The organism is Pseudomonas sp. IT-P171, from assembly GCF_949767765.1.
Taxonomy (GTDB): Bacteria; Pseudomonadota; Gammaproteobacteria; order Pseudomonadales; family Pseudomonadaceae; genus Aquipseudomonas; species Aquipseudomonas fluorescens_B.
On record NZ_CATKQN010000002.1, the window covers coordinates 65,748 to 83,804 of the forward strand.

General features: G+C 61.2%; 15 protein-coding genes and 2 pseudogenes. 6 read left to right on the top strand and 11 right to left on the bottom strand.

The features are described 5' to 3' along the window. Positions 1 to 109: 109 nt before the first annotated feature. From coaD to ACM6I5_RS01455, 4 genes are all read right to left on the bottom strand, one after another. A complete protein-coding gene (coaD, locus tag ACM6I5_RS01440) occupies positions 110 to 589 on the bottom strand; it encodes a pantetheine-phosphate adenylyltransferase (RefSeq protein ID WP_007945531.1) in 480 nt (159 codons plus the stop codon). A gap of 115 nt (positions 590 to 704) precedes the next feature. After that, on the bottom strand, positions 705 to 2,300 hold the full coding sequence (locus tag ACM6I5_RS01445; protein ID WP_414883058.1) for a GMC family oxidoreductase N-terminal domain-containing protein: 1,596 nt from the start codon (positions 2,298 to 2,300) through the stop codon (positions 705 to 707). 70 nt (positions 2,301 to 2,370) lie between these two features. After that, a complete protein-coding gene (locus ACM6I5_RS01450) occupies positions 2,371 to 2,916 on the bottom strand; it encodes a twin-arginine translocation pathway signal protein (protein WP_414883059.1) in 546 nt (181 codons plus the stop codon). A gap of 28 nt (positions 2,917 to 2,944) precedes the next feature. Beyond that, on the bottom strand, positions 2,945 to 4,393 hold the full coding sequence (locus ACM6I5_RS01455; RefSeq protein ID WP_414880266.1) for a coniferyl aldehyde dehydrogenase: 1,449 nt from the start codon (positions 4,391 to 4,393) through the stop codon (positions 2,945 to 2,947). A 128-nt stretch (positions 4,394 to 4,521) separates the two neighbouring features. On the opposite strand from ACM6I5_RS01455, the gene ACM6I5_RS01460 reads away from it, so the two are divergent. After that, positions 4,522 to 5,193, top strand: a complete 672-nt coding sequence (locus ACM6I5_RS01460; protein ID WP_017341298.1) for a TetR/AcrR family transcriptional regulator — start codon at positions 4,522 to 4,524, stop codon at positions 5,191 to 5,193. Between the two features lie 32 nt (positions 5,194 to 5,225). Next, entirely contained in the window at positions 5,226 to 6,080 is an 855-nt protein-coding gene (locus tag ACM6I5_RS01465) for a sulfurtransferase (protein WP_414883060.1), read from the top strand. Between the two features lie 79 nt (positions 6,081 to 6,159). Here the strand turns inward: ACM6I5_RS01465 and ACM6I5_RS01470 are convergent, their stop codons facing one another. Both ACM6I5_RS01470 and ACM6I5_RS01475 read right to left on the bottom strand, forming a co-directional pair. Next, positions 6,160 to 6,987 carry an AraC family ligand binding domain-containing protein gene (locus tag ACM6I5_RS01470; RefSeq protein ID WP_414883061.1) on the bottom strand — a complete coding sequence of 276 codons (828 nt, stop codon included), beginning with the start codon at positions 6,985 to 6,987 and terminating at the stop codon, positions 6,160 to 6,162. A 4-nt stretch (positions 6,988 to 6,991) separates the two neighbouring features. After that, the gene (locus ACM6I5_RS01475; protein WP_414880153.1) at positions 6,992 to 7,990 is read right to left on the bottom strand and encodes a hydrolase; all 999 of its coding nucleotides are present in this window, start codon (positions 7,988 to 7,990) and stop codon (positions 6,992 to 6,994) included. Between the two features lies 1 nt (position 7,991). Here ACM6I5_RS01475 and ACM6I5_RS01480 point away from each other — a divergent pair, with 1 nt between their 5' ends. Then, positions 7,992 to 8,132: a hypothetical protein gene (locus ACM6I5_RS01480; RefSeq protein ID WP_414880154.1), complete on the top strand. Its 141-nt coding sequence runs from the start codon at positions 7,992 to 7,994 to the stop codon at positions 8,130 to 8,132. 12 nt (positions 8,133 to 8,144) lie between these two features. On the opposite strand, the pseudogene ACM6I5_RS01485 reads toward ACM6I5_RS01480, so the two are convergent. The 5 genes and pseudogenes from ACM6I5_RS01485 to ACM6I5_RS01505 form a co-directional block, all read right to left on the bottom strand. Further along, positions 8,145 to 9,500, bottom strand: a pseudogene (locus ACM6I5_RS01485) (M16 family metallopeptidase); the annotation flags it as partial. A gap of 24 nt (positions 9,501 to 9,524) precedes the next feature. Next, positions 9,525 to 10,790: pseudogene (locus ACM6I5_RS01490) on the bottom strand (M16 family metallopeptidase); the annotation flags it as partial. Between the two features lie 182 nt (positions 10,791 to 10,972). Continuing rightward, positions 10,973 to 11,584 carry a 16S rRNA (guanine(966)-N(2))-methyltransferase RsmD gene (gene rsmD, locus ACM6I5_RS01495; RefSeq protein ID WP_017341294.1) on the bottom strand — a complete coding sequence of 204 codons (612 nt, stop codon included), beginning with the start codon at positions 11,582 to 11,584 and terminating at the stop codon, positions 10,973 to 10,975. Continuing rightward, the gene (locus ACM6I5_RS01500; protein WP_017341293.1) at positions 11,584 to 13,074 is read right to left on the bottom strand and encodes a M16 family metallopeptidase; all 1,491 of its coding nucleotides are present in this window, start codon (positions 13,072 to 13,074) and stop codon (positions 11,584 to 11,586) included. The genes rsmD and ACM6I5_RS01500 overlap by 1 nt, the downstream gene beginning before the upstream one ends. Beyond that, positions 13,067 to 14,422, bottom strand: coding sequence for a M16 family metallopeptidase (locus ACM6I5_RS01505; protein ID WP_017341292.1), 1,356 nt, complete (start codon positions 14,420 to 14,422; stop codon positions 13,067 to 13,069). The genes ACM6I5_RS01500 and ACM6I5_RS01505 overlap by 8 nt, the downstream gene beginning before the upstream one ends. A 344-nt stretch (positions 14,423 to 14,766) precedes the next feature. Between ACM6I5_RS01505 and ftsY the strand changes: the two genes are divergently transcribed. From ftsY to ftsX, 3 genes are read left to right on the top strand one after another with little or no spacing between them, the layout of a single operon-like run. Continuing rightward, the gene (ftsY, locus tag ACM6I5_RS01510) at positions 14,767 to 16,284 is read left to right on the top strand and encodes a signal recognition particle-docking protein FtsY (protein ID WP_414880156.1); all 1,518 of its coding nucleotides are present in this window, start codon (positions 14,767 to 14,769) and stop codon (positions 16,282 to 16,284) included. Further along, the gene (gene ftsE / locus ACM6I5_RS01515; RefSeq protein WP_017341290.1) at positions 16,281 to 16,952 is read left to right on the top strand and encodes a cell division ATP-binding protein FtsE; all 672 of its coding nucleotides are present in this window, start codon (positions 16,281 to 16,283) and stop codon (positions 16,950 to 16,952) included. The genes ftsY and ftsE overlap by 4 nt, the downstream gene beginning before the upstream one ends. Further along, positions 16,949 to 17,971, top strand: coding sequence for a permease-like cell division protein FtsX (gene ftsX / locus ACM6I5_RS01520; protein WP_017341289.1), 1,023 nt, complete (start codon positions 16,949 to 16,951; stop codon positions 17,969 to 17,971). The genes ftsE and ftsX overlap by 4 nt, the downstream gene beginning before the upstream one ends. Positions 17,972 to 18,057: the final 86 nt, after the last annotated feature.

The window sequence follows — 18,057 nt, forward strand, 5'->3', positions numbered from 1 at the left end:
GGGCGCAAGGCCCGGGCGCAATAAACCAATGCGCGCAATTGTGCCGCATTGGCGGGCGCAGTGCACGCGGGCCGCGATAAAGTGAAAAGATCGCAGCCTGCGGCAGCTCCTACTTCTTGAAGCGTTCGGTCAGGGCGTCCGCCACCGCAGGGTGGACGAACTTGGTGATATCGCCGCCCAGGGCCGCGATTTCACGGACCAGCGTCGAGGAGATGAACGAATAACGCTCGGACGGCGTAAGAAACAGGCTTTCCACGTCCGGCGCCAGCTGACGGTTCATGTTGGCCAGCTGGAATTCGTATTCGAAGTCTGACACTGCGCGCAAACCACGCAGGAACACGTTGGCGTTCTTCTCTTTGGCGAAATGCGCCAACAGCGTCGAGAAGCCGACGACTTCAACGTTCGGCAGATGTTTAGTGACCTCGCGGGCCAGCTCCACACGCTGTTCCAGGGGAAACAACGGGTTTTTCTTCGGGCTGGCAGCGACGGCGATGATCACATGATCGAACAGGCGCGCGGCGCGTTCGACCAAGTCGCCATGGCCCTTGGTAATAGGGTCGAAGGTACCTGGGTACAACACTCGGTTCATCGCGTCGTCCTGGCGGGAGTCCGTTGGGGAGTCGGATGGTATCGCAGCCTTCCCGGTCGGCCAAGTCGCCTGTTGGGTAAGAAAGCACTATAGACGATGGGAATATTCGCTCTTTTCACGGGTTTTTCAAACGTTCGGCGAGCGAAGTCGCCAGTTGCGCCGTCAGCCCGTAGACCGACAATTGCGGGTTCGCGCCAATGCTGGTGGGGAACAGCGAGCCGTCGTGGATCGACAGGTTGCTCAGTTGATGGTGCCGGCCAAGGCTGTCGGTCACGGCATTTTTCGGGTCTTCACCCATGGCACAACCGCCCATCACATGGGCACTGCCCAGGCGAGTGCGATACAGCTCAAGGCTCAAACCGTCGATCAGCGTGCGTGCTTCGGCCAGGGTTTTCACGTAGCGCGCGTCGGCGTGCATCGGCATGACGGCGTTGGCGCCACCGGCGAACTGGATCTCGGCCATGCTGTGGAATGCGCGGCGCAAACCGTCCCAGGCGTAGGCTGAAACCTGGTAGTCGAGCACCGGCGTGTTGTCACCGCGCAGCTCGACACTGCCGCCGGGGCTGTCCGGGTGAAAACCATCGCGCAGCAGCGCCAGCATGGCGTGGGTATGGGGCAGGTTTTCCATGTGCCGGGCGTTTTCCTTGCCGAAACCGCCGAGCAGGGTGGCCGCCAGCGCCGGGTGCAGGGGTGGCACTTCGAGTTTGTAAGCCATCTTGCCGGTCGTGCCGTCCTGCCATTGGAAGTGGTCGGAGTAGATCGACTGCGGCGCGCCGTAGAACGGATTGATCACCTCGTCGAACAGCCCGGCGGACATGTTGACCAGATGCAGAAAGGTCCGTTTTCCCAGCCGCTTGTGCGGGTCTGGCGCATCCGAGCGCAACAGCAGCGCGGGGCTGTTGATCCCGCCGCCGGCCAGTACGTAATGCCGCGCCTTCACCGTGATCGTCTTGCCCGTGGGGGTGACGCAACTGTCGTCCATCGCCACGCACTGCAGGCTCGTGACTTTGCCGTCCTTGATCACCAGTTTTTCCGCGCGAGCCAGATAAATAAGTTCACCCCCCTTTTCCAGGGTCGCCGGAATCGTCGTCACCATCATCGATTGTTTGGCGTTGGTCGGGCAGCCCATGCCGCAATAACCGAGGTTCCAGCAACCACGCACGTTGCGCGGGATGACGTGCCAGGTGTAACCGAGTTTCTCGCAGCCCTTACGGATCACGTCATTGTTGGCGTTGGGCGGAACCATCCACGGCGCGACACCGAGACGCTGTTCCATTTTCTCGAACCATGGCGCCATCTCCGTGGGGCTGTGGCCTTTGACGTCGTGCTCCCTGGCCCAATGTTCGAGCGTCGGGTCCGGGGTGCGAAAGCTCGACGTCCAGTTGATCAGCGTAGTGCCGCCCACCGCCCGGCCTTGAAGGATGGTGATCGCCCCGTCCTTGCTCATGCGGCCGATGCCTTCCTGATAGAGGCTGGTATAGGCCTGGTCCTCGAGCAACTTGAAATCGCTGCTGGTCTTGAGCGGGCCTTCTTCGATCAGCAACACCTTGTAGCCGGCGGCGCTGAGGATTTCAGCCGTCGTCCCGCCACCGGCGCCGCTGCCGATGATCGCGACGTCCGCTTCGAGGGCCAGGTCTTCGGTCAGTTGCGAGCCGTCGTGGGTTTTCCAGCCGCGGGCCATGCCTTCGCGGAACGGATCGGGTACGGGCATGTTCGGGTTCTCTTATTGTTTTTGGAGGCTGTGGTGATGCGGCTGACGCCTTCGAGGGCAAGCCTCGGTCTCAAACCGTGGGAGGCCCGGGATACCCGCAATGCGCCCACGATTCCACCCGGCTGTACCACGCCATCATCACCAGTTGCAGCAACGAGCTGTGCCCCATGCGCAACAGGCTCAACGAGCTGTTTTCCCAGCGATCAAGAAAGTGCCTGATCTCGTCGGCGCTGGCGTTTTCCCAACTGCCCCAGATCCCGGTCAGTGGCCCACGAGTCACGGCCATCCCCAGCACATCGAACAACTGCCGGGTCAGCTTGAGCATTTCCGGCGACAGGTGATTCAGGCTGTTATCCAGGCTGTGCAAGGTCTGGTCTACCGCCCTCGGCAGGCTCCCGGCGACCACGGCCCCCTCGAGCATCACCGGAATCAACGCCCGCAAAAACAGCAGATCGCCGCTGCGCAGCATCGCGAAACCGTCAGCCGGAATGCTCGACGAACATCCGCTGAGGCTCGCGCCTAGCCCGGCCGTGGCCAGGAAAGCGCTCGCGCCGAGGCTGAACTTGAGCAGGCCGCGCCGTGACAGCGCGGGTGTATCGGACAGGCTTGGGCTCATTATTGTTATTACCCGAAGAATTTGATCGTTAGCGGATAAACAGCTTCTGGATCAGTTTCTGGATGGTTTTGCCGTACGGTGGGTAGATCAGCTTCGCCGCGTTGAAGCGCTGTTTGATCAGCACACCTTTGGCCTTGCTGAATGTCAGGAAGCCTTCATGGCCGTGGTAATGGCCCATGCCCGAGGCGCCGATGCCGCCGAACGGCATGTCGTCCTGGGCAACATGCAGCAACGTGTCGTTCAGGCACACGCCACCGGAATGGGTCTCGTGCAGGACGCGGTTTTGTTCGCGCTTGTCGTAGCCGAAGTAATACAGCGCCAACGGACGAGGTCGCTGGCTGATGTAGGCAAATGCTTCATCCAGGTCCTTGTACGGAACGATCGGCAGCAGAGGACCGAAGATTTCGTCCTGCATCACCATCATCTCGTCAGTGACGTTGAGCAGCAGGCTATGGCTCATGCGGCGCCCCTGACCCTGGTCGAACAACGGAATCAGCAGCGCGCCTTTGCTGGTGGCATCGCTGATGTAGCCATTGAGCCGGGCCAGTTGTCGGTCATTGATGATCGCGGTGTAGTCCGGGTTGTCAGCCAGGGTCGGGTAAAATCCGCGAACCGCCTGGCGATAGGCTTCGATGAAAGCGCCTACGCGGTCTTCCGGTACCAGCACGTAGTCCGGGGCCACGCAGGTTTGCCCGGCGTTGAGCGTCTTGCCGAAGGCGATGCGTTCGGCGGCATCTTTCAGTGGCACATCCCGGGAAACGATGGCCGGGGATTTTCCGCCCAGTTCCAGCGTCACTGGCGTCAGGTTCTCGGCGGCCGCGCGCATCACATGTTTGCCGATGCTGGTGGCGCCGGTGAACAGCAGGTGGTCGAAACGCAGGCGGGAGAACGCCACGCCGATATCGGCCTCGCCGAGCACCACGCACACCAGGTCTTCGGGAAAGATCCGGCCCAGCAAAGCCTTGAGCAGCAGGCCGGTGGCGGGGGTCGACTCGCTGAGTTTGAGCATCACCCGATTGCCCGCCGACAACGCACCCACCAAAGGGCCGATGGCCAGATACAGCGGGTAGTTCCAGGGCACGATCACTCCGACCACGCCCAGCGGCTGATAAACGACTTTGGCCGAGGCGGGCTGAAAGGCAACACCGACTTTGCGCCGTGACGGCTTCATCCAGCCCTTGAGGTGCTGACTGGCGTAGTGAATGCCGTGCAGGCTCGGCATCAGTTCGGCGAGCAGGGTTTCATCGGCGCTGCGGTGGCTGAAATCCTGGCTGATGGCGTCGATCAGCGCCTGGCGTTCAGTGCTCAACACATCCCGCAAAGCTTTGAGCCATTGCTGGCGCTGCGCCGCGGGGGGCATCGGGTTGGCGGCATAGGCTGCACGCTGGGCCTCGAACAGGGTTTGGAGTTCTTCCAGTGGCTGCTGCAGATTCTGGAGGTAGGCAATTTCAGCAGACATGGTCATCTCCGGATTTATTGTTGTGACGAGCTTTTTAGAGTCTATGCTCTAGAAAGTCAAATGACATCCTGGCGCAGCGATGTTTTATCCACGGGCGGATAGGTCGTAAGATGCCCGGCAACGCCCTCTGAATTAAAGCTCAAGCCATGGCCCCACGGATCAAAACCAGCGAGCGCATCGTGCAGAACAGCCTGGAGCTGTTCAATCAGCAGGGCGAGCGCAGCGTCAGCACCAACCACATTGCTGCCCACATGGAAATTTCCCCGGGCAACCTGTACTACCACTTCCCCAACAAGCAGGCGATCATCGCCGTATTGTTCAGTGAGTATGAAAGCCTGGTGGACAGCTTCCTGCGCCCGCCCCAAGGGCGCGCCGCGACGGTGGAGGACAAGCGTTACTACCTCCAGGAGTTGCTGGCAGCCATGTGGCGCTACCGGTTTTTGCACCGTGACCTCGAGCACTTGCTCGACAGCGATCCGGAACTGGCCGCCCGTTATCGGCGTTTTTCCCAGCGCTGCGTGATCCAGGGCACGGCGATCTACAAAGGGTTCGTCGAGGCCGGCATCTTGAAGATGGATCGGGTACAGATCGAATCCCTGACCCTCAACGCCTGGATCATCCTGACGTCCTGGGTGCGTTTCCTGTGCACCACGCGGGAGAACTCCAATCACCTGAGCGAACAGGCAATCAAGCGTGGGGTGTACCAGGTGCTGGTGCTGGAAGCCGGGTTTGTCACGGATCAGTCCCGCGATGCGGTCAACGCCTTGTTCGAGGAGTTTTACGTGCCGTTGGCGCAAGCCCTGGAAGAAGTACAGTAGGATCAGACATCGCCTAATCACTGGAGCCCGTTATGCCCATTGCGCAATTGATCAGCCCGCAAGCACTGGACCTGAAAAAGGAGCAGCTAGGGCTGGTGATTCTGGATTGTCGTTTTGCCCTCGAAGACCCGGATTACGGCCAGCGCAGCTATGCCGAAGGGCATATCGCCGGGTCGAGTTTTGCCGATCTTGAGCGCGACTTGAGCGGGGCAGTGGTCAAAGGAGTGACCGGGCGCCATCCGTTGCCCGAGCCTGGAGAGTTGATCGAGCGTTTGCAGGCCTGGGGCATCAACGCCGACAGCGAAGTGGTTTTGTATGACGATGGTCCCGGCGCCTATGCGGCGCGGGCCTGGTGGTTGCTGGCCTGGCTGGGCAAGCGCGACGGCGTGTTCATTCTCGATGGCGGGCTCAAGGCCTGGCACGCGGCGGGTTTGCCCCTGAGCCTCGATGCCTCTGGTGTTGAACGTGGCACCTTTAACGGGACGCCGGACAACGGGCTGATCCTGAGCGCCGAACAGCTTCAGCAACGTCTCGGCCAACCCGCGATGACCCTGCTCGATGCCCGGGCCTTGCCGCGTTTCAAGGGCGAAGTGGAACCGATCGACCCGATTGCCGGGCACATTCCCGGCGCGCAATGCGCGGCGTTCACCGGCAACCTTGGCAGCGACGGGCATTTCCTGCCGGCCGATCAGCTCAAGCAGCGGTTTGCCGAGAAACTGGGCAATCGTTCACCGAATGATCTGGTGGCGTACTGCGGCTCTGGCGTGACGGCGTGTCATAACCTGTTTGCGTTGTGCCTCGCGGGATATCCGTTGGGATCGTTGTATGCCGGGTCGTGGAGCGAGTGGATCAACGAACCTGCGCGGGGCGTCGCCACCGGCGAGTAAAGATCAGAAGATCGCAGCCTCCGGCAGCGCCTGCGCATTCCCACTGTAGGCGCTGCCGAAGGCTGCGATCTTTTTGTTTCTAAAGTCGGGCTCTGCGATACGCCCCCGGCCCCACCCCGTAAACCTGCTTGAACTGCCGATTCAGATGACTCTGGTCGGCAAATCCCAATTGCGTGGCCACTTCCAGTGGCAAATATCCACTCTGCAATAACCCTCGTGCCCTGGCGATGCGCTGCTGTATCAGCCAGGTGTGCGGTGGCATGCCAGTGGCGCGGCGGAACACCCGGGCGAAATGGAACGGCGACAGGTTCACCGCTGCCGCGAGTTCTTCCAGCGAAGGCGGCGCCGCCAATTGCGCCTGCAGGAGTTCCTTGGCCAGGGTCACCGCGCGGTGTTCCTTGCCGGGTTTGCCGGCGTCCGGGACAGCGGCGTGACGTTGCAGCAACGACAGCATCAACTCCCGCCAGACGGTCTGCTGTTGCAGGGCGGTTGACGGTGTTTCGAGCAGCCGGTGCAGTTGGCAGAAGCCCTTGACCAGATCCGGATCGCGATACAGCGTGGCGCCAAACGCCGGCAAGGTGTGGGTTGGCAGTTCCAGCTCGGTCAGCAGCGAGAGAATCTGCCCGCTGTCGGGATAAAACGCCCGATACAGCCAACCGTCTTCCGTGCCCTTGTGCCCAGTGTGCAATTCATCCGGATTGATCAACACCAGCGTGCCGCTGCCCGCCAGGTGTTCGGCGCCGCGATAGCGATAACGCTGAGCGCCGGCCATGATCATGCCGATCACGTAACCGTCATGCACATGCGGGGCGAAGCGGTGTTCGATGTAGCGCGCAGACAACAACTCGACCCCGGCCAACGGTGCCGTTTGCCAGAAATGGATCGACTCGCCCTGATCGGTATCCATCGATTTACCCGCGACCCACGGCGGCCAGCCACTGCGGGATGCGCCGTTCCAGGTAGTAACCCGGTTGCCGGAACGTGCCATCGACGAAGCCGACATGCCCGCCCCTGGCTTGCAGCTCGAACTGGGTGCAGGCGGACAATTCCTCGGCTGACGGCAGGCTGTGAGGGAACACGAACGGGTCGTCGGCGGCCTGAATGATCAGCGTCGGCGTGCGAATGTCCCCAAGGAAATAGCGGCTCGAGGCACGGCGATAGTAATCCTGTGCATCGGTGAAGCCATGCAGCGGCGCGGTGACCCGGCCATCGAAATCCCAGAAGGTGCGCATGTTTTCCAGCGAGCCCAGGGCGGCCAGCTTCGCCAGGCCATCCTCGCGCCCGTCATGCTGGAACTGCCGCTGCTTGTTCTTGATGTAGGCGACCATCTCGCGCATGAAGTGCGCCTGATACACCTTCGAGAAACCCTGGCCGATACGGTCGGCGCACTGATCGAGCCGAAACGGCACCGACACTGCCACGGCGCCGACCACGCCGCTGTCGCTGCCGGTCTCGCCCAAGTGTTTGAGCAAAACGTTGCCGCCGAGGGAATAACCGACCGCGTACAGCGGCGCGAGCGGTCGTTTGGCCCGCAGGTGTCTGATGGCTTCGGCGAGGTCTTCACTGGCACCGGAATGGTAGCTGCGTGGCAACAGATTCGGTTCCCCCGAGCAGCCGCGCCAGTTCAGCGCGACGCTGGCCCAGCCCTGGGCGCCCAGTGCTTTCTGCACGCCGGCCACGTAAGGTGAATTGGAGGAACCGGTCAGGCCGTGCAACACCAGCACCAGTGGCGTATCGGCGCGGTGCGGACCGTGCCAGTCCAGGTCAAGAAAATCACCGTCCTCGAGCCACAAGCGTTCGCGCTCGCGTTCGATGTGCGTGGTTTTGCGCCACAGCGGTCCCCACAAGGTTTGCAAGTGCGGGTTGCCAAGGCCGAAGGCGGGGGTGAAGCGTTCTGGCGGAAAAGACACGATGGCTCTCGATGCAGCGGTGCGCAACCTGTGCGCACCTTTTCAGGCCGGTGGGTTAACCGGCGATCTCTGCCATACGTTGCCACAACGAACAGTAGAGTCGCTCGGTTTTCTGCTTGCCGATGCTGCGAAAGTCGCCTGACAGATTGAGCAATTACCTGGCAGGTTTATCTGCAGGCTCCGGCAATGGCTTTTGCGGGACGGTCGGTCCTGCGCTGATGATGACCAATTTGTCCATGCTCAGGTGTTTGTTCAATGCGGTTTTGACCTGCGCTACGGTGAGGCGCTGGGACTGCTGCATGAAGTCGTCCAGATGATTCAACGGCAGGTTGTAAAAGCCGATAGACGCCAGTTTCGCGACGATGTGTGCGTTGCTCGCAGTGGACTGCGGGAAGCTGCCGGCCAACGCGCGTTTGGCATCAGCCAGTTCTTTTTCGGTCGGGCCGGTTTTAAGGTAGTCGGCGAGCACGTCCTGTACCAGTTTCAGCGTGCCTTCGCTTGTTTCGGCGCGGGTCTGCAGTTTGATCATGAACGGACCGCGCGCCTGCATCGGCGTGAAGGCTGAAACAACCCCGTACGTCAGGCCACGTTTTTCGCGGACTTCGCTCATCAGTCGAGTGCCGAAACCGCCGCCAAGGATCTGGTTGCCCATGAACAGTGCCGCGTAGTCTGGATTGTCATGGTCGATGCCCAGTTGTGCGAGCATCAGAATGGTCTGTTGCGATGGGAATTCGATGTGGCTTTTGCTGGCATTGGGTTCCATCGGCTGCGGGACTTTCGCCAGGGCCGGGCCTTCGGGCAGGGTCGCGGAGATCTTCGCGGCAATGGCTTCCGCTTCGGCACGGGACAAGTCACCCACCAACGAGATCACCACGTTGCCGGCCGCGTAGGCTTTTTCGTGGAACGCGCGCAGCTGGGTCGGGGTGATGGACGGAATGGCTTGCGCCGTGCCATCGCTGGCATGCGCGTACGGATGATCGCCATACAAGCGGTTCATCAACTCCAGGCTCGCCCGTTTGCCCGGGTCATGCTTCTGATCTTCGAAAGCGGCGAGGGTCTGATTGCGCAGGCGCGCATGCGCGTCGTCAGGGAAGGTTGGCTTGCCTACGACTTCGGCGAAGAGGGTCAGTGCCGGATCGCGTTTGTCCTTGGCGCTGAGGCTGCGCAGGGAGACTTGCGCCGTATCCAGATCAGTGCCGGGGGCATACTGTGCGCCCAGGCTTTCGAAACCCTGGGCAATAGCGTTGGCATCACTGCCGGCAACACCTTCGTTGAGCATCAAGTTTGTCAGCATGGCCAGGCCTGGAGTGTCTCCATCCCGGCTGCTGCCGGCAGCGAAGGTCAGACGCACGTCGAACATCGGTAACCCTCTGGCCTCGGCGAACAACACGTTGGCGCCTTCGGTGGTATTCCAGGTCTGCATGTCGAGCAGGCGATGACTTGGCGCCTTGCCGTCGAGCTCAGCCAGCGATTGCAGCATTTGGCTGGAGTTCTCCTTGTCTGGCACTTCGCCGTCGCCGGACTCATCCCCATCCTCTTTATTGGTCTCCATTGGCAGGATATGGGCGACGCTAAGCCGCTCGCGGGTGAAATACAGCGTGGCGGCTTTCTGGATGTCTTCTGGCGTTACGCTTTCCAGCTCGGCCAGTTCGGTGTCCATCCATTTCCACGACAGTCCGAACGTTTCCAGTCGGCCGATAGCGCTGGCCTGGCGGGTGATCGAGTCGCGCTCGTAAACCAGCCCGGCGATGACTTGTGCGCGTACGCGTCCCAGTTCTTCAGTGGTCGGCGGCGTGGTTTTCAGCTGGTCCAGCAGCCTCCACAAACCGGCTTCGGCCTGGGCGATGGTTTTGTTTTTATGGCTGTTGGGTGTTGCCGACAGGAGAAACAGGCTGTCGCCCCGGGTGTAGGCGCTATAGCTCGACGTACCGTCGGACACCAGCTCTTCATCGCGTTGCAGTTGCGTCGGGATGCGCGCGCTGTGGCCATCGCCGAGCAAGGCCGAAATCAGGCGCAAGGCATGCACTGAACGCTTGTCTTTGGCGGTCGCGATACTCGGCACGTTGAAGGCCAGCATCAGGCTGGGCAATTGCGTCTTCACGTGCAGAGTCATCTGGCGCTCACCGGGCCTGGCCAGTTCCAGCGGTCTTTTCGCGGCCGGCACATCGCGTTTGGCGATCGGGCCGAAGTAGCGCTGGGCCTGGGCTTTCACTTCGTCCGCGGTCACGTCGCCGACCACCACCAGCGTGGCGTTGTTCGGCGCATACCAGGACTCATACCAGTGACGCAATTCTTCGACCTTCATCCGGTCGAGGTCAGCCATCCAGCCGATGGTCGGCGTGTGGTAACCGCTGGCCGGGTAGGCCATGGCCTTGAAGCGTTCGTAGGCCTTGGCCATTGGTTTGTCGTCGGTGGTCTGACGGCGTTCTTCCTTGATGACTTCGATTTCCCGGGCAAATTCGTCGGCCGGCAGAAGCAGATTGGCCATGCGGTCCGCTTCCAGTTCGAAGGCCACGCCCAGACGATCACGAGCCAGCGTTTGGTAGTACGCGGTGAAGTCGTTACCGGTGACGGCGTTGAATTGGATACCGAGCTCGCGCAGCAGTGGCAGGATTTTGCCCGGGCCGACTTTTTTGCTGCCCTTGAACATCATGTGTTCCAGCGCGTGGGACAGGCCGGTCTGACCCGGAGGTTCGTAGCTGGCGCCGACCTTGTACCAGACCTGGGAGGCGACCACCGGTGCCCGATGATCCTCGCGCACAATGACCTTGAGGCCATTATCGAGTGTGAACTCGGTAGTCGAACTGGAAGTTGTCTCGTTAGTTAATACTTTCATTCCGTTAATAGTCCTTTGCGTCCATGCGAGTTGTTTCGCAAGTTCACAATGAACTAAAGGAAAAGAATCAGGCAAACCGGGTATGTTGCTGTTTGAGAAAGCGGGAGGGCGCCCTGGACGGACGGTTTGCCGTCCAGGTGATTACTTTAAGAAGACACTTCAGTGCTTCGCTGCCACAGCGAGTAGTAGACGCGCCCGGATTTCTGCTCGCGGTGCAGGCGCCAGTTCGCCGGCAAACCAAGCGTCGAAGGGGCGGTTTCGCTCTCGGTGTACACCCAGGCGTCGTTCGCCAGCCATTGGCGCTCTTCCAGCAGAGTGCAGACGGTGGGCAACAGGTTCTGGTTGAACGGCGGATCGAGGAACACCAGGTCGTAAGCCACTGCTGGCTGGGTTTCCAGGTAGCGCAGGGCATCGGCCGTCTGGATCTGGCCGGTGGTGCAGCGCAGGGTGCCCAGATGTTCCTTGATGCTTGAGACGGCGATGTTGCTGGCGTCCAGCGCCTGGCCCATCGCCGCGCCACGGGACAGCGCCTCTAGGAACAGCGCGCCGCTGCCGGCGAACGGGTCAAAGACCTTGGCCCCGGGCACATAAGGTGCAAGCCAGTTGAACAAGGTTTCACGCACTCGGTCTGGCGTGGGGCGCAGGCCGGGTGCATCGGGGAAGCTCAGCTTTCGGCTGCCCCATTCACCGCCGATGATGCGCAGTTGATTCACGCCGTTGTGCACGTTGTGAACAGGTTTTTTAGGACGAGTGGCCATTAATGCTCCGGAACCCCGAGCGGCTGCTCGGCAGGTTTATCAGTAGGGGCCGGTAACGGCTTTTGCGGCACGGTCGGGCCAGCGCTGACGATGACCATTTTGTCCGTGCTCAGGTGTTTGTTCAGTGCCGTTTTGACTTGCTCGACGGTCAGGCTTTGGGACTGCTGCATGAAGTCCTCCAGATAGCTCAACGGCAGGTTGTAGAACCCCATCGCGCCGAGCTGGCCGACGATATCCGCGTTGCTGGCGGTGGACAGCGGGAAGCTGCCGGCCAGTTCACGCTTGGCGTCGTCGAGTTCTTTCTCGGTCGGTCCGGTTTTAAGGTAGTCGGCGAGCACATCCTGCACCAGTTTCAGCGTGCCTTCACTCATCTCGGCACGGGTCTGCAGATTGATCATGAACGGGCCGCGCGCCTGCATCGGGGTAAAGCCCGAATACACGCCGTACGTCAGGCCGCGCTTCTCGCGCACTTCGCTCATCAAACGGGTGCCAAAGCCACCGCCGCCGAGGATCTGGTTGCCCATGGACAGCGCGGCGTAATCCGGGTCGTCACGGTCGATGCCCAGTTGCGCGAGCATCAGGTTGGTCTGCTTGGACGGGAACTCGATGTGGCCGATGCTGGCTTTTGGCTCGTCCGGTTGCGGCAGTTTCGCCAGGGCAGGGCCTTTCGGCAGCGCGCCGGAGACTTGCGCAGCCATCGCCTCGGCTTCGGCGCGGGACAGGTCGCCCACCAGCGCAATCACCACATTGCCGGCGGCGTAGGCTTTCTCATGGAACGCCTTCAACTGAGCCAGGGTAATGGCTGGAACGGTTTTCGCCGTGCCATCGCTGGAATGCGCGTAAGGGTGGTCGCCGTACAGGCGGTTCATCAGCTCGATGCTGGCGAGTTTGCCGGGGTTCTGTTTCTGGTATTCGAAGCCGGCGAGCATCTGGTTCTTGATGCGCGCAAACGAATCGGCGGGGAAGGTCGGTTTGCCGACGACTTCGGAGAACAGTTTCAGTGCGGGCTCGCGTTTGTCCGCGGCGCTGAGGCTGCGCAACGAGGCCAGTGCCATGTCCTTGAACGCGCCGTTGCCGAAGTCGGCACCCAGGCCTTCAAAGCCCTGGGCAATGGCGCCAACATCTTTGCCGGCCACGCCTTCGTTGAGCATTGCGTTGGTCAGCACGGCCAGGCCCGGCGCATCGCCGTCCTGGCTGCTGCCGGCGGCGAAGATCAGGCGCATGTCGAACATCGGCAACTCGCGGGCCTCGACGAACAGCACCTTGGCGCCTTCGGCCGTGTTCCAGGTCTGCACGTCCAGCGTGCGGCGACTCGGCGCCTTGCCGTCGAGTTCGGCCAGCGATTGCAGCTTCTGGCTGGACTTGGCCTTGTCGAGGGCTTCGCTGGCGATGGATTCGTCAGTCTTCGAGAAATAGAAGGCCGCGGAGCCGATCAGGGCAACAGCAATCAGTCCAATCAGGGCCAGACGTGGTTTTTTACGCTCACTCATGAGTCGTCTCCAGTGGCAGGACATGGGCGACGCTGAGACGTTCGCGGGTGAAATACAGCTTGGCGGCTTTCTGGATGTCCTCTGGCGTAACGCTTTCCAGTTCGGCCAGTTCGGTGTCCATCAGCTTCCACGACAGGCCGACCGTTTCCAGTTGGCCGATGGCGGTCGCCTGGCTGGTGATCGAGTCACGTTCGTAAACCAGGCCGGCAATCACCTGGGCCCGCACGCGCTCCAGTTCTTCGGCCGATGGCGCGGTGGTTTTCAGCTGTTCGAGCAGCTTCCACAACCCGGCTTCGGCCTGGGCCATGGTTTTGTTCTTCTGGGTGTTCGGCGTTGCCGAAAGCGTGAACAGGCTGTCGCCGCGGGTGTAGGCGTCGTAGCTCGACGAGCCGCCGGACACCAGCTCTTCGCCGCGTTCCAGTTGTGTCGGGATGCGTCCGCTGTAGCCGCCGTCGAGCAGGGCCGAGATCAGGCGCAAGGCGTTGACTGAACGCTTGTCTTGAGCGGTGGCGATGCTCGGTACGTTGAAGCCCAGCATCAGGCTCGGCAATTGCGTCTGCACATGCAGGGTGATCTGCCGCTCGCCGGGTTCGGCCAGTTCCATCGGGATTTTCGCAGGCGGCACATCACGCTTGGCGATCGGACCGAAATAGCGCTGGGCCAGGGTTTTGACCTCTTCCGGGGTCACGTCGCCGACCACCACCAGCGTGGCGTTGTTCGGCACGTACCAGGATTGGTACCAGTGGCGCAGCTCTTCGACTTTCATGCGGTCGAGGTCCGCCATCCAGCCGATGGTCGGCGTGTGATAGCCGCTGGCCGGGTAGGCCATGGCCTTGAAGCGTTCGTAGGCCTTGGACATCGGCTTGTCGTCAGTGCGCAAGCGGCGTTCTTCTTTGATGACTTCGATTTCGCGGGCGAATTCGTCAGCCGGCAGGCGCAGGCTGGCCATGCGGTCCGCTTCGAGTTCGAAGGCCACGCCCAGGCGGTCGCGGGCCAGCACTTGATAGTAGGCAGTGAAGTCGTCGCTGGTGAACGCGTTCTCTTCCGCGCCGAGGTCGCGCAGGATCAGCGAGGCCTCGCCGGGGCCGACTTTCTCGCTGCCCTTGAACATCATGTGTTCCAGCGCATGGGACAAGCCGGTTTGCCCCGGTGTCTCGTAGCTTGAACCGACCTTGTACCAGACTTGGGAAACCACCACCGGCGCACGATGGTCTTCACGCACGACGACCTTCAGGCCATTGTCGAGGGTGAATTCGTGGGTGGGTTGCGGATCGGCAGCGAGGGCTGAAAGTGGCAGACAAACTGTGCTGAGCAGCAGGCCTGCAGCGCGGCGGGCTAGAGCATTCATTCGTTTTTTAAACCTGTTGAGCTGCCCGCTTGGTCTTAGCGTCGGCGGGCGAGAGGGTGCTAGGATACTGATCCGTTTTACTGGCGGCCACGCCTATCAGGCCATTGCGTTTGATCAGGTTGTATGGGTTTGCGGCAGAAGGCTACGTTTTATCAGCTAAACTCCACCTTTTCGCCGATTTTGCCGCATCAGTCTTTCGTGAAATCGTTTTTGTAAGGCGCCATTTGCACCTCTACAAAATGTTGCGCGTGAACAAGCGGGGTCAATCGCAGTCTGTTCTGCATCGAATATTTACTTGCCGAGGCGCCCTTTGGCGCGTCGCTACCGTGAGATAGCCGTCCTCCATGTTTGGTTCCAACGACGACAAGAAAGCCCCAGCTGCGGCTGGCGAGAAGAAAAGCCTGTTCGGATGGCTGCGCAAAAAGCCGCAGGAAACCGTCGTCGAACAGCCACAGCCACTCCCTGAGCCAGCCCCGGCGCCTGTAATAGAAGAAGAGCTGGCGCCGATTGTCCTGCCGAATGCCGAACCGGTGCTGCAACCGATGGCTGAGGCGCAAGCTGAGGTCGTGGCCGAACAGCCGCTGACACCAGCCGCCGAGCCGTGGCTGACATTGCCGGTGGCGGAAGAGCCGGTGGCTTTGGTCGAAGACGAATTGGCGCCGCACATTACGCCGCCGATTCCAGCGCCGACTGCGTTCGCGCCTGAGCCGATTCAGGCTCCGGTGGTTGAACCGACTCTTGAGCCGGTTGTTGTGGCCGCGCCTGCGCCGGTTGTTCCGGAGCCTGTGATTCCAGCCTTCGTCGCTCCAGCCGCTCCGGTTGTTCCTATTGTTCCAGCGCCAGAGCCCGCACCGGTCGTCGCTCCCGTGGCCGCCGCGCCGGTCGTGCCGGTCGAGACACCCGCCGAGCCAGCGCGCACCGAAGAAACCAAGGCCGGTTTCTTCGCTCGCCTCAAGCAAGGCCTGTCCAAGACCAGCGCCAGCATCGGCGAAGGCATGGCCAGCCTGTTCCTCGGCAAGAAGATCATCGATGACGAGCTGCTCGAAGACATCGAAACCCGTTTGCTGACGGCCGACGTCGGCGTTGAAGCCACTTCGGTCATCATCCAGCGCCTGACCCAAAAGGTTGCGCGTAAAGAGCTGGCGGATGCCGACGCTCTCTACAAGTCCCTGCAGGCTGAACTGGCGGCAATGCTCAAGCCGGTCGAGCAGCCGCTGAAAATCACTTCGCAAAACAAACCGTTCGTGATTCTGGTCGTCGGTGTCAACGGCGCCGGCAAGACCACCACCATCGGCAAACTGGCGAAGAAACTGCAACTCGAAGGCAAGAAAGTCATGCTCGCGGCGGGTGATACCTTCCGTGCCGCGGCGGTCGAGCAATTGCAGGTCTGGGGCGAGCGCAACAAGATTCCGGTGATCGCCCAGCACACTGGCGCCGACTCGGCTTCGGTGATCTTCGACGCCGTGCAGGCGGCCAAGGCTCGTGGCATTGACGTGTTGATCGCCGACACCGCCGGTCGTCTGCACACCAAAGACAATTTGATGGAAGAGTTGAAGAAGGTTCGCCGGGTGATCGGCAAGCTCGACGCCGACGCACCGCACGAGGTGCTGCTGGTGCTCGATGCCGGCACCGGTCAGAACGCGATCAACCAGGCCAAGCAATTCAACCAGACCGTCGAACTGACCGGCCTGGCGCTGACCAAGCTCGACGGCACCGCCAAGGGCGGGGTGATTTTCGCCCTGGCCAAGCAGTTTGGCCTGCCGATTCGCTACATCGGCGTCGGTGAAGGCATCGATGACTTGCGCACTTTTGAAGCAGAACCCTTTGTCCAGGCATTGTTTGCCGAGCGGGAGCGTTCATGATTCGTTTCGAACAGGTCGGTAAACGCTACCCGAACGGTCACGTCGGCTTGCATGAGCTGAGCTTTCGAGTCCGTCGGGGCGAGTTCTTGTTTGTGACCGGCCACTCCGGCGCTGGTAAAAGCACCTTGTTGCGGCTGCTGCTGGCGATGGAGCGTCCGACCACCGGCAAGTTGCTGCTGGCCGGCCAGGACCTCGGCACCATCAGCAATGCGCAAATTCCCTTCCTGCGCCGGCAGATTGGCGTGGTGTTCCAGAATCACCAGTTGCTGTTCGATCGCACCGTGTTCAATAACGTCGCGCTGCCACTGCAGATCCTCGGTCTTTCCAAGGCCGAGATCGCCAAGCGTGTGGATTCGGCCCTGGAGCGGGTGGCGCTGTCGGATAAAACCGATCTGTACCCCGGCGACCTGTCCACCGGCCAGCAGCAACGCGTCGGCATCGCCCGCGCCATCGTCCACCGGCCGGCGCTGCTGTTGGCGGATGAGCCGACCGGTAACCTCGATCCGCGTCTGGCGGCCGAGATCATGGGCGTGTTCGAAGACATCAACCGCTTGGGCACCAGCGTGCTGATCGCCAGTCACGACCTGGCCCTGATCGCTCGCATGCGTCATCGCATGTTGACCCTGCAACGCGGCCGACTGATCGGCGACGGGGAGGCCGGCGTATGAGTGCGACACGCAGCCCTAAGGTTTCCGAGCGCGTGGCGCCGAAAGCCGCCGACCCGCAACCGCAGAAGAAAAAACGCGACGATGACGACGGCCCGGACTTTGCCACGCTGTTCCGCGCCTGGGTCGAAAGCCATCGCGCCAGTCTGCTGGACAGTTTGCGTCGCCTGGGCAAGCAGCCCATCGGTAGTTTCTTCACCTGCATGGTGATGGCGGTGGCCCTGAGTTTGCCGATGGGCCTGTCACTTTTGCTAAGCAACGTCGAGCGTCTCGGCGGTTCCTGGCAGCGTGCGGCGCAGATTTCCCTGTACCTGCAACTTGAGGCCAGCCCGGCTGAAGGCGAGTCGTTGCGCGACCAGATCAAAGGCATTCCCGGCGTCGCCGATGCTGAATATGTCGGCCGTGATCAAGCGCTGGAAGAGTTTCAGCAGCAGTCCGGACTGGGCGAGGCGCTGAAGGAGTTGCCGGAAAACCCCTTGCCAGGCGTGGTACTGGTGACGCCGAACGAAGTCGACAAGCCTGCGCTTGAAGCATTACGACAAAAACTTTCCGAGCTGCCGAAGGTACAACAGGCACAACTTGATCTAGTCTGGGTCGAGCGTCTGGCAGCTATCCTGAAGCTGGGCGACCGTTTTGTCTTCGGTCTGACCGTGCTTCTGGTTTCTGCATTACTTTTGGTGATAGGCAATACCATTCGTCTTCATATTGAAAACCGCCGCACAGAGATAGAAGTGATTAAACTCGTCGGCGGCACTGACAGTTATGTGCGCCGGCCCTTTCTGTATATGGGCGCGCTGTATGGCTTCGGTGCGGGGTTGCTTTCCTGGGGTGTATTGGCGTTCGGCCTGAACTGGCTGAACGACGCGGTAGTCGGGCTGGCGGGTTTGTACGGCAGTGATTTCGCGCTGGCCGGAGTGCCGGTTGCCGACGGTCTGTCGCTCTTGCTTGGCGCGGTGCTGTTAGGGTATATCGGTGCATGGATTGCAGTCGCACGCCACCTGAGGGAGCTTGCGCCTAAGTAGTATCATTTTGCTCGTATTGACCTTTCAGCGTTTATGGGTTCAGGGAACTTGTTCTTCGGTTTCCGGTCAATTTTCGCAGTGCTGAA

Bases quoted from the DNA above. Each gene is read 5' to 3' on its own strand.
- coaD (WP_007945531.1), bottom strand. From the start codon at position 589: ATGAACCGAGTGTTGTACCCAGGTACCTTCGACCCTATTACCAAGGGC.
- ACM6I5_RS01445 (WP_414883058.1), bottom strand. From the start codon at position 2,300: ATGCCCGTACCCGATCCGTTCCGCGAAGGCATGGCCCGCGGCTGGAAA.
- ACM6I5_RS01450 (WP_414883059.1), bottom strand. From the start codon at position 2,916: ATGAGCCCAAGCCTGTCCGATACACCCGCGCTGTCACGGCGCGGCCTG.
- ACM6I5_RS01460 (WP_017341298.1), top strand. From the start codon at position 4,522: ATGGCCCCACGGATCAAAACCAGCGAGCGCATCGTGCAGAACAGCCTG.
- ACM6I5_RS01465 (WP_414883060.1), top strand. From the start codon at position 5,226: ATGCCCATTGCGCAATTGATCAGCCCGCAAGCACTGGACCTGAAAAAG.
- ACM6I5_RS01470 (WP_414883061.1), bottom strand. From the start codon at position 6,987: ATGGATACCGATCAGGGCGAGTCGATCCATTTCTGGCAAACGGCACCG.
- ACM6I5_RS01480 (WP_414880154.1), top strand. From the start codon at position 7,992: ATGGCTCTCGATGCAGCGGTGCGCAACCTGTGCGCACCTTTTCAGGCC.
- rsmD (WP_017341294.1), bottom strand. From the start codon at position 11,584: ATGGCCACTCGTCCTAAAAAACCTGTTCACAACGTGCACAACGGCGTG.
- ACM6I5_RS01500 (WP_017341293.1), bottom strand. From the start codon at position 13,074: ATGAGTGAGCGTAAAAAACCACGTCTGGCCCTGATTGGACTGATTGCT.
- ACM6I5_RS01505 (WP_017341292.1), bottom strand. From the start codon at position 14,422: ATGAATGCTCTAGCCCGCCGCGCTGCAGGCCTGCTGCTCAGCACAGTT.
- ftsY (WP_414880156.1), top strand. From the start codon at position 14,767: ATGTTTGGTTCCAACGACGACAAGAAAGCCCCAGCTGCGGCTGGCGAG.
- ftsE (WP_017341290.1), top strand. From the start codon at position 16,281: ATGATTCGTTTCGAACAGGTCGGTAAACGCTACCCGAACGGTCACGTC.
- ftsX (WP_017341289.1), top strand. From the start codon at position 16,949: ATGAGTGCGACACGCAGCCCTAAGGTTTCCGAGCGCGTGGCGCCGAAA.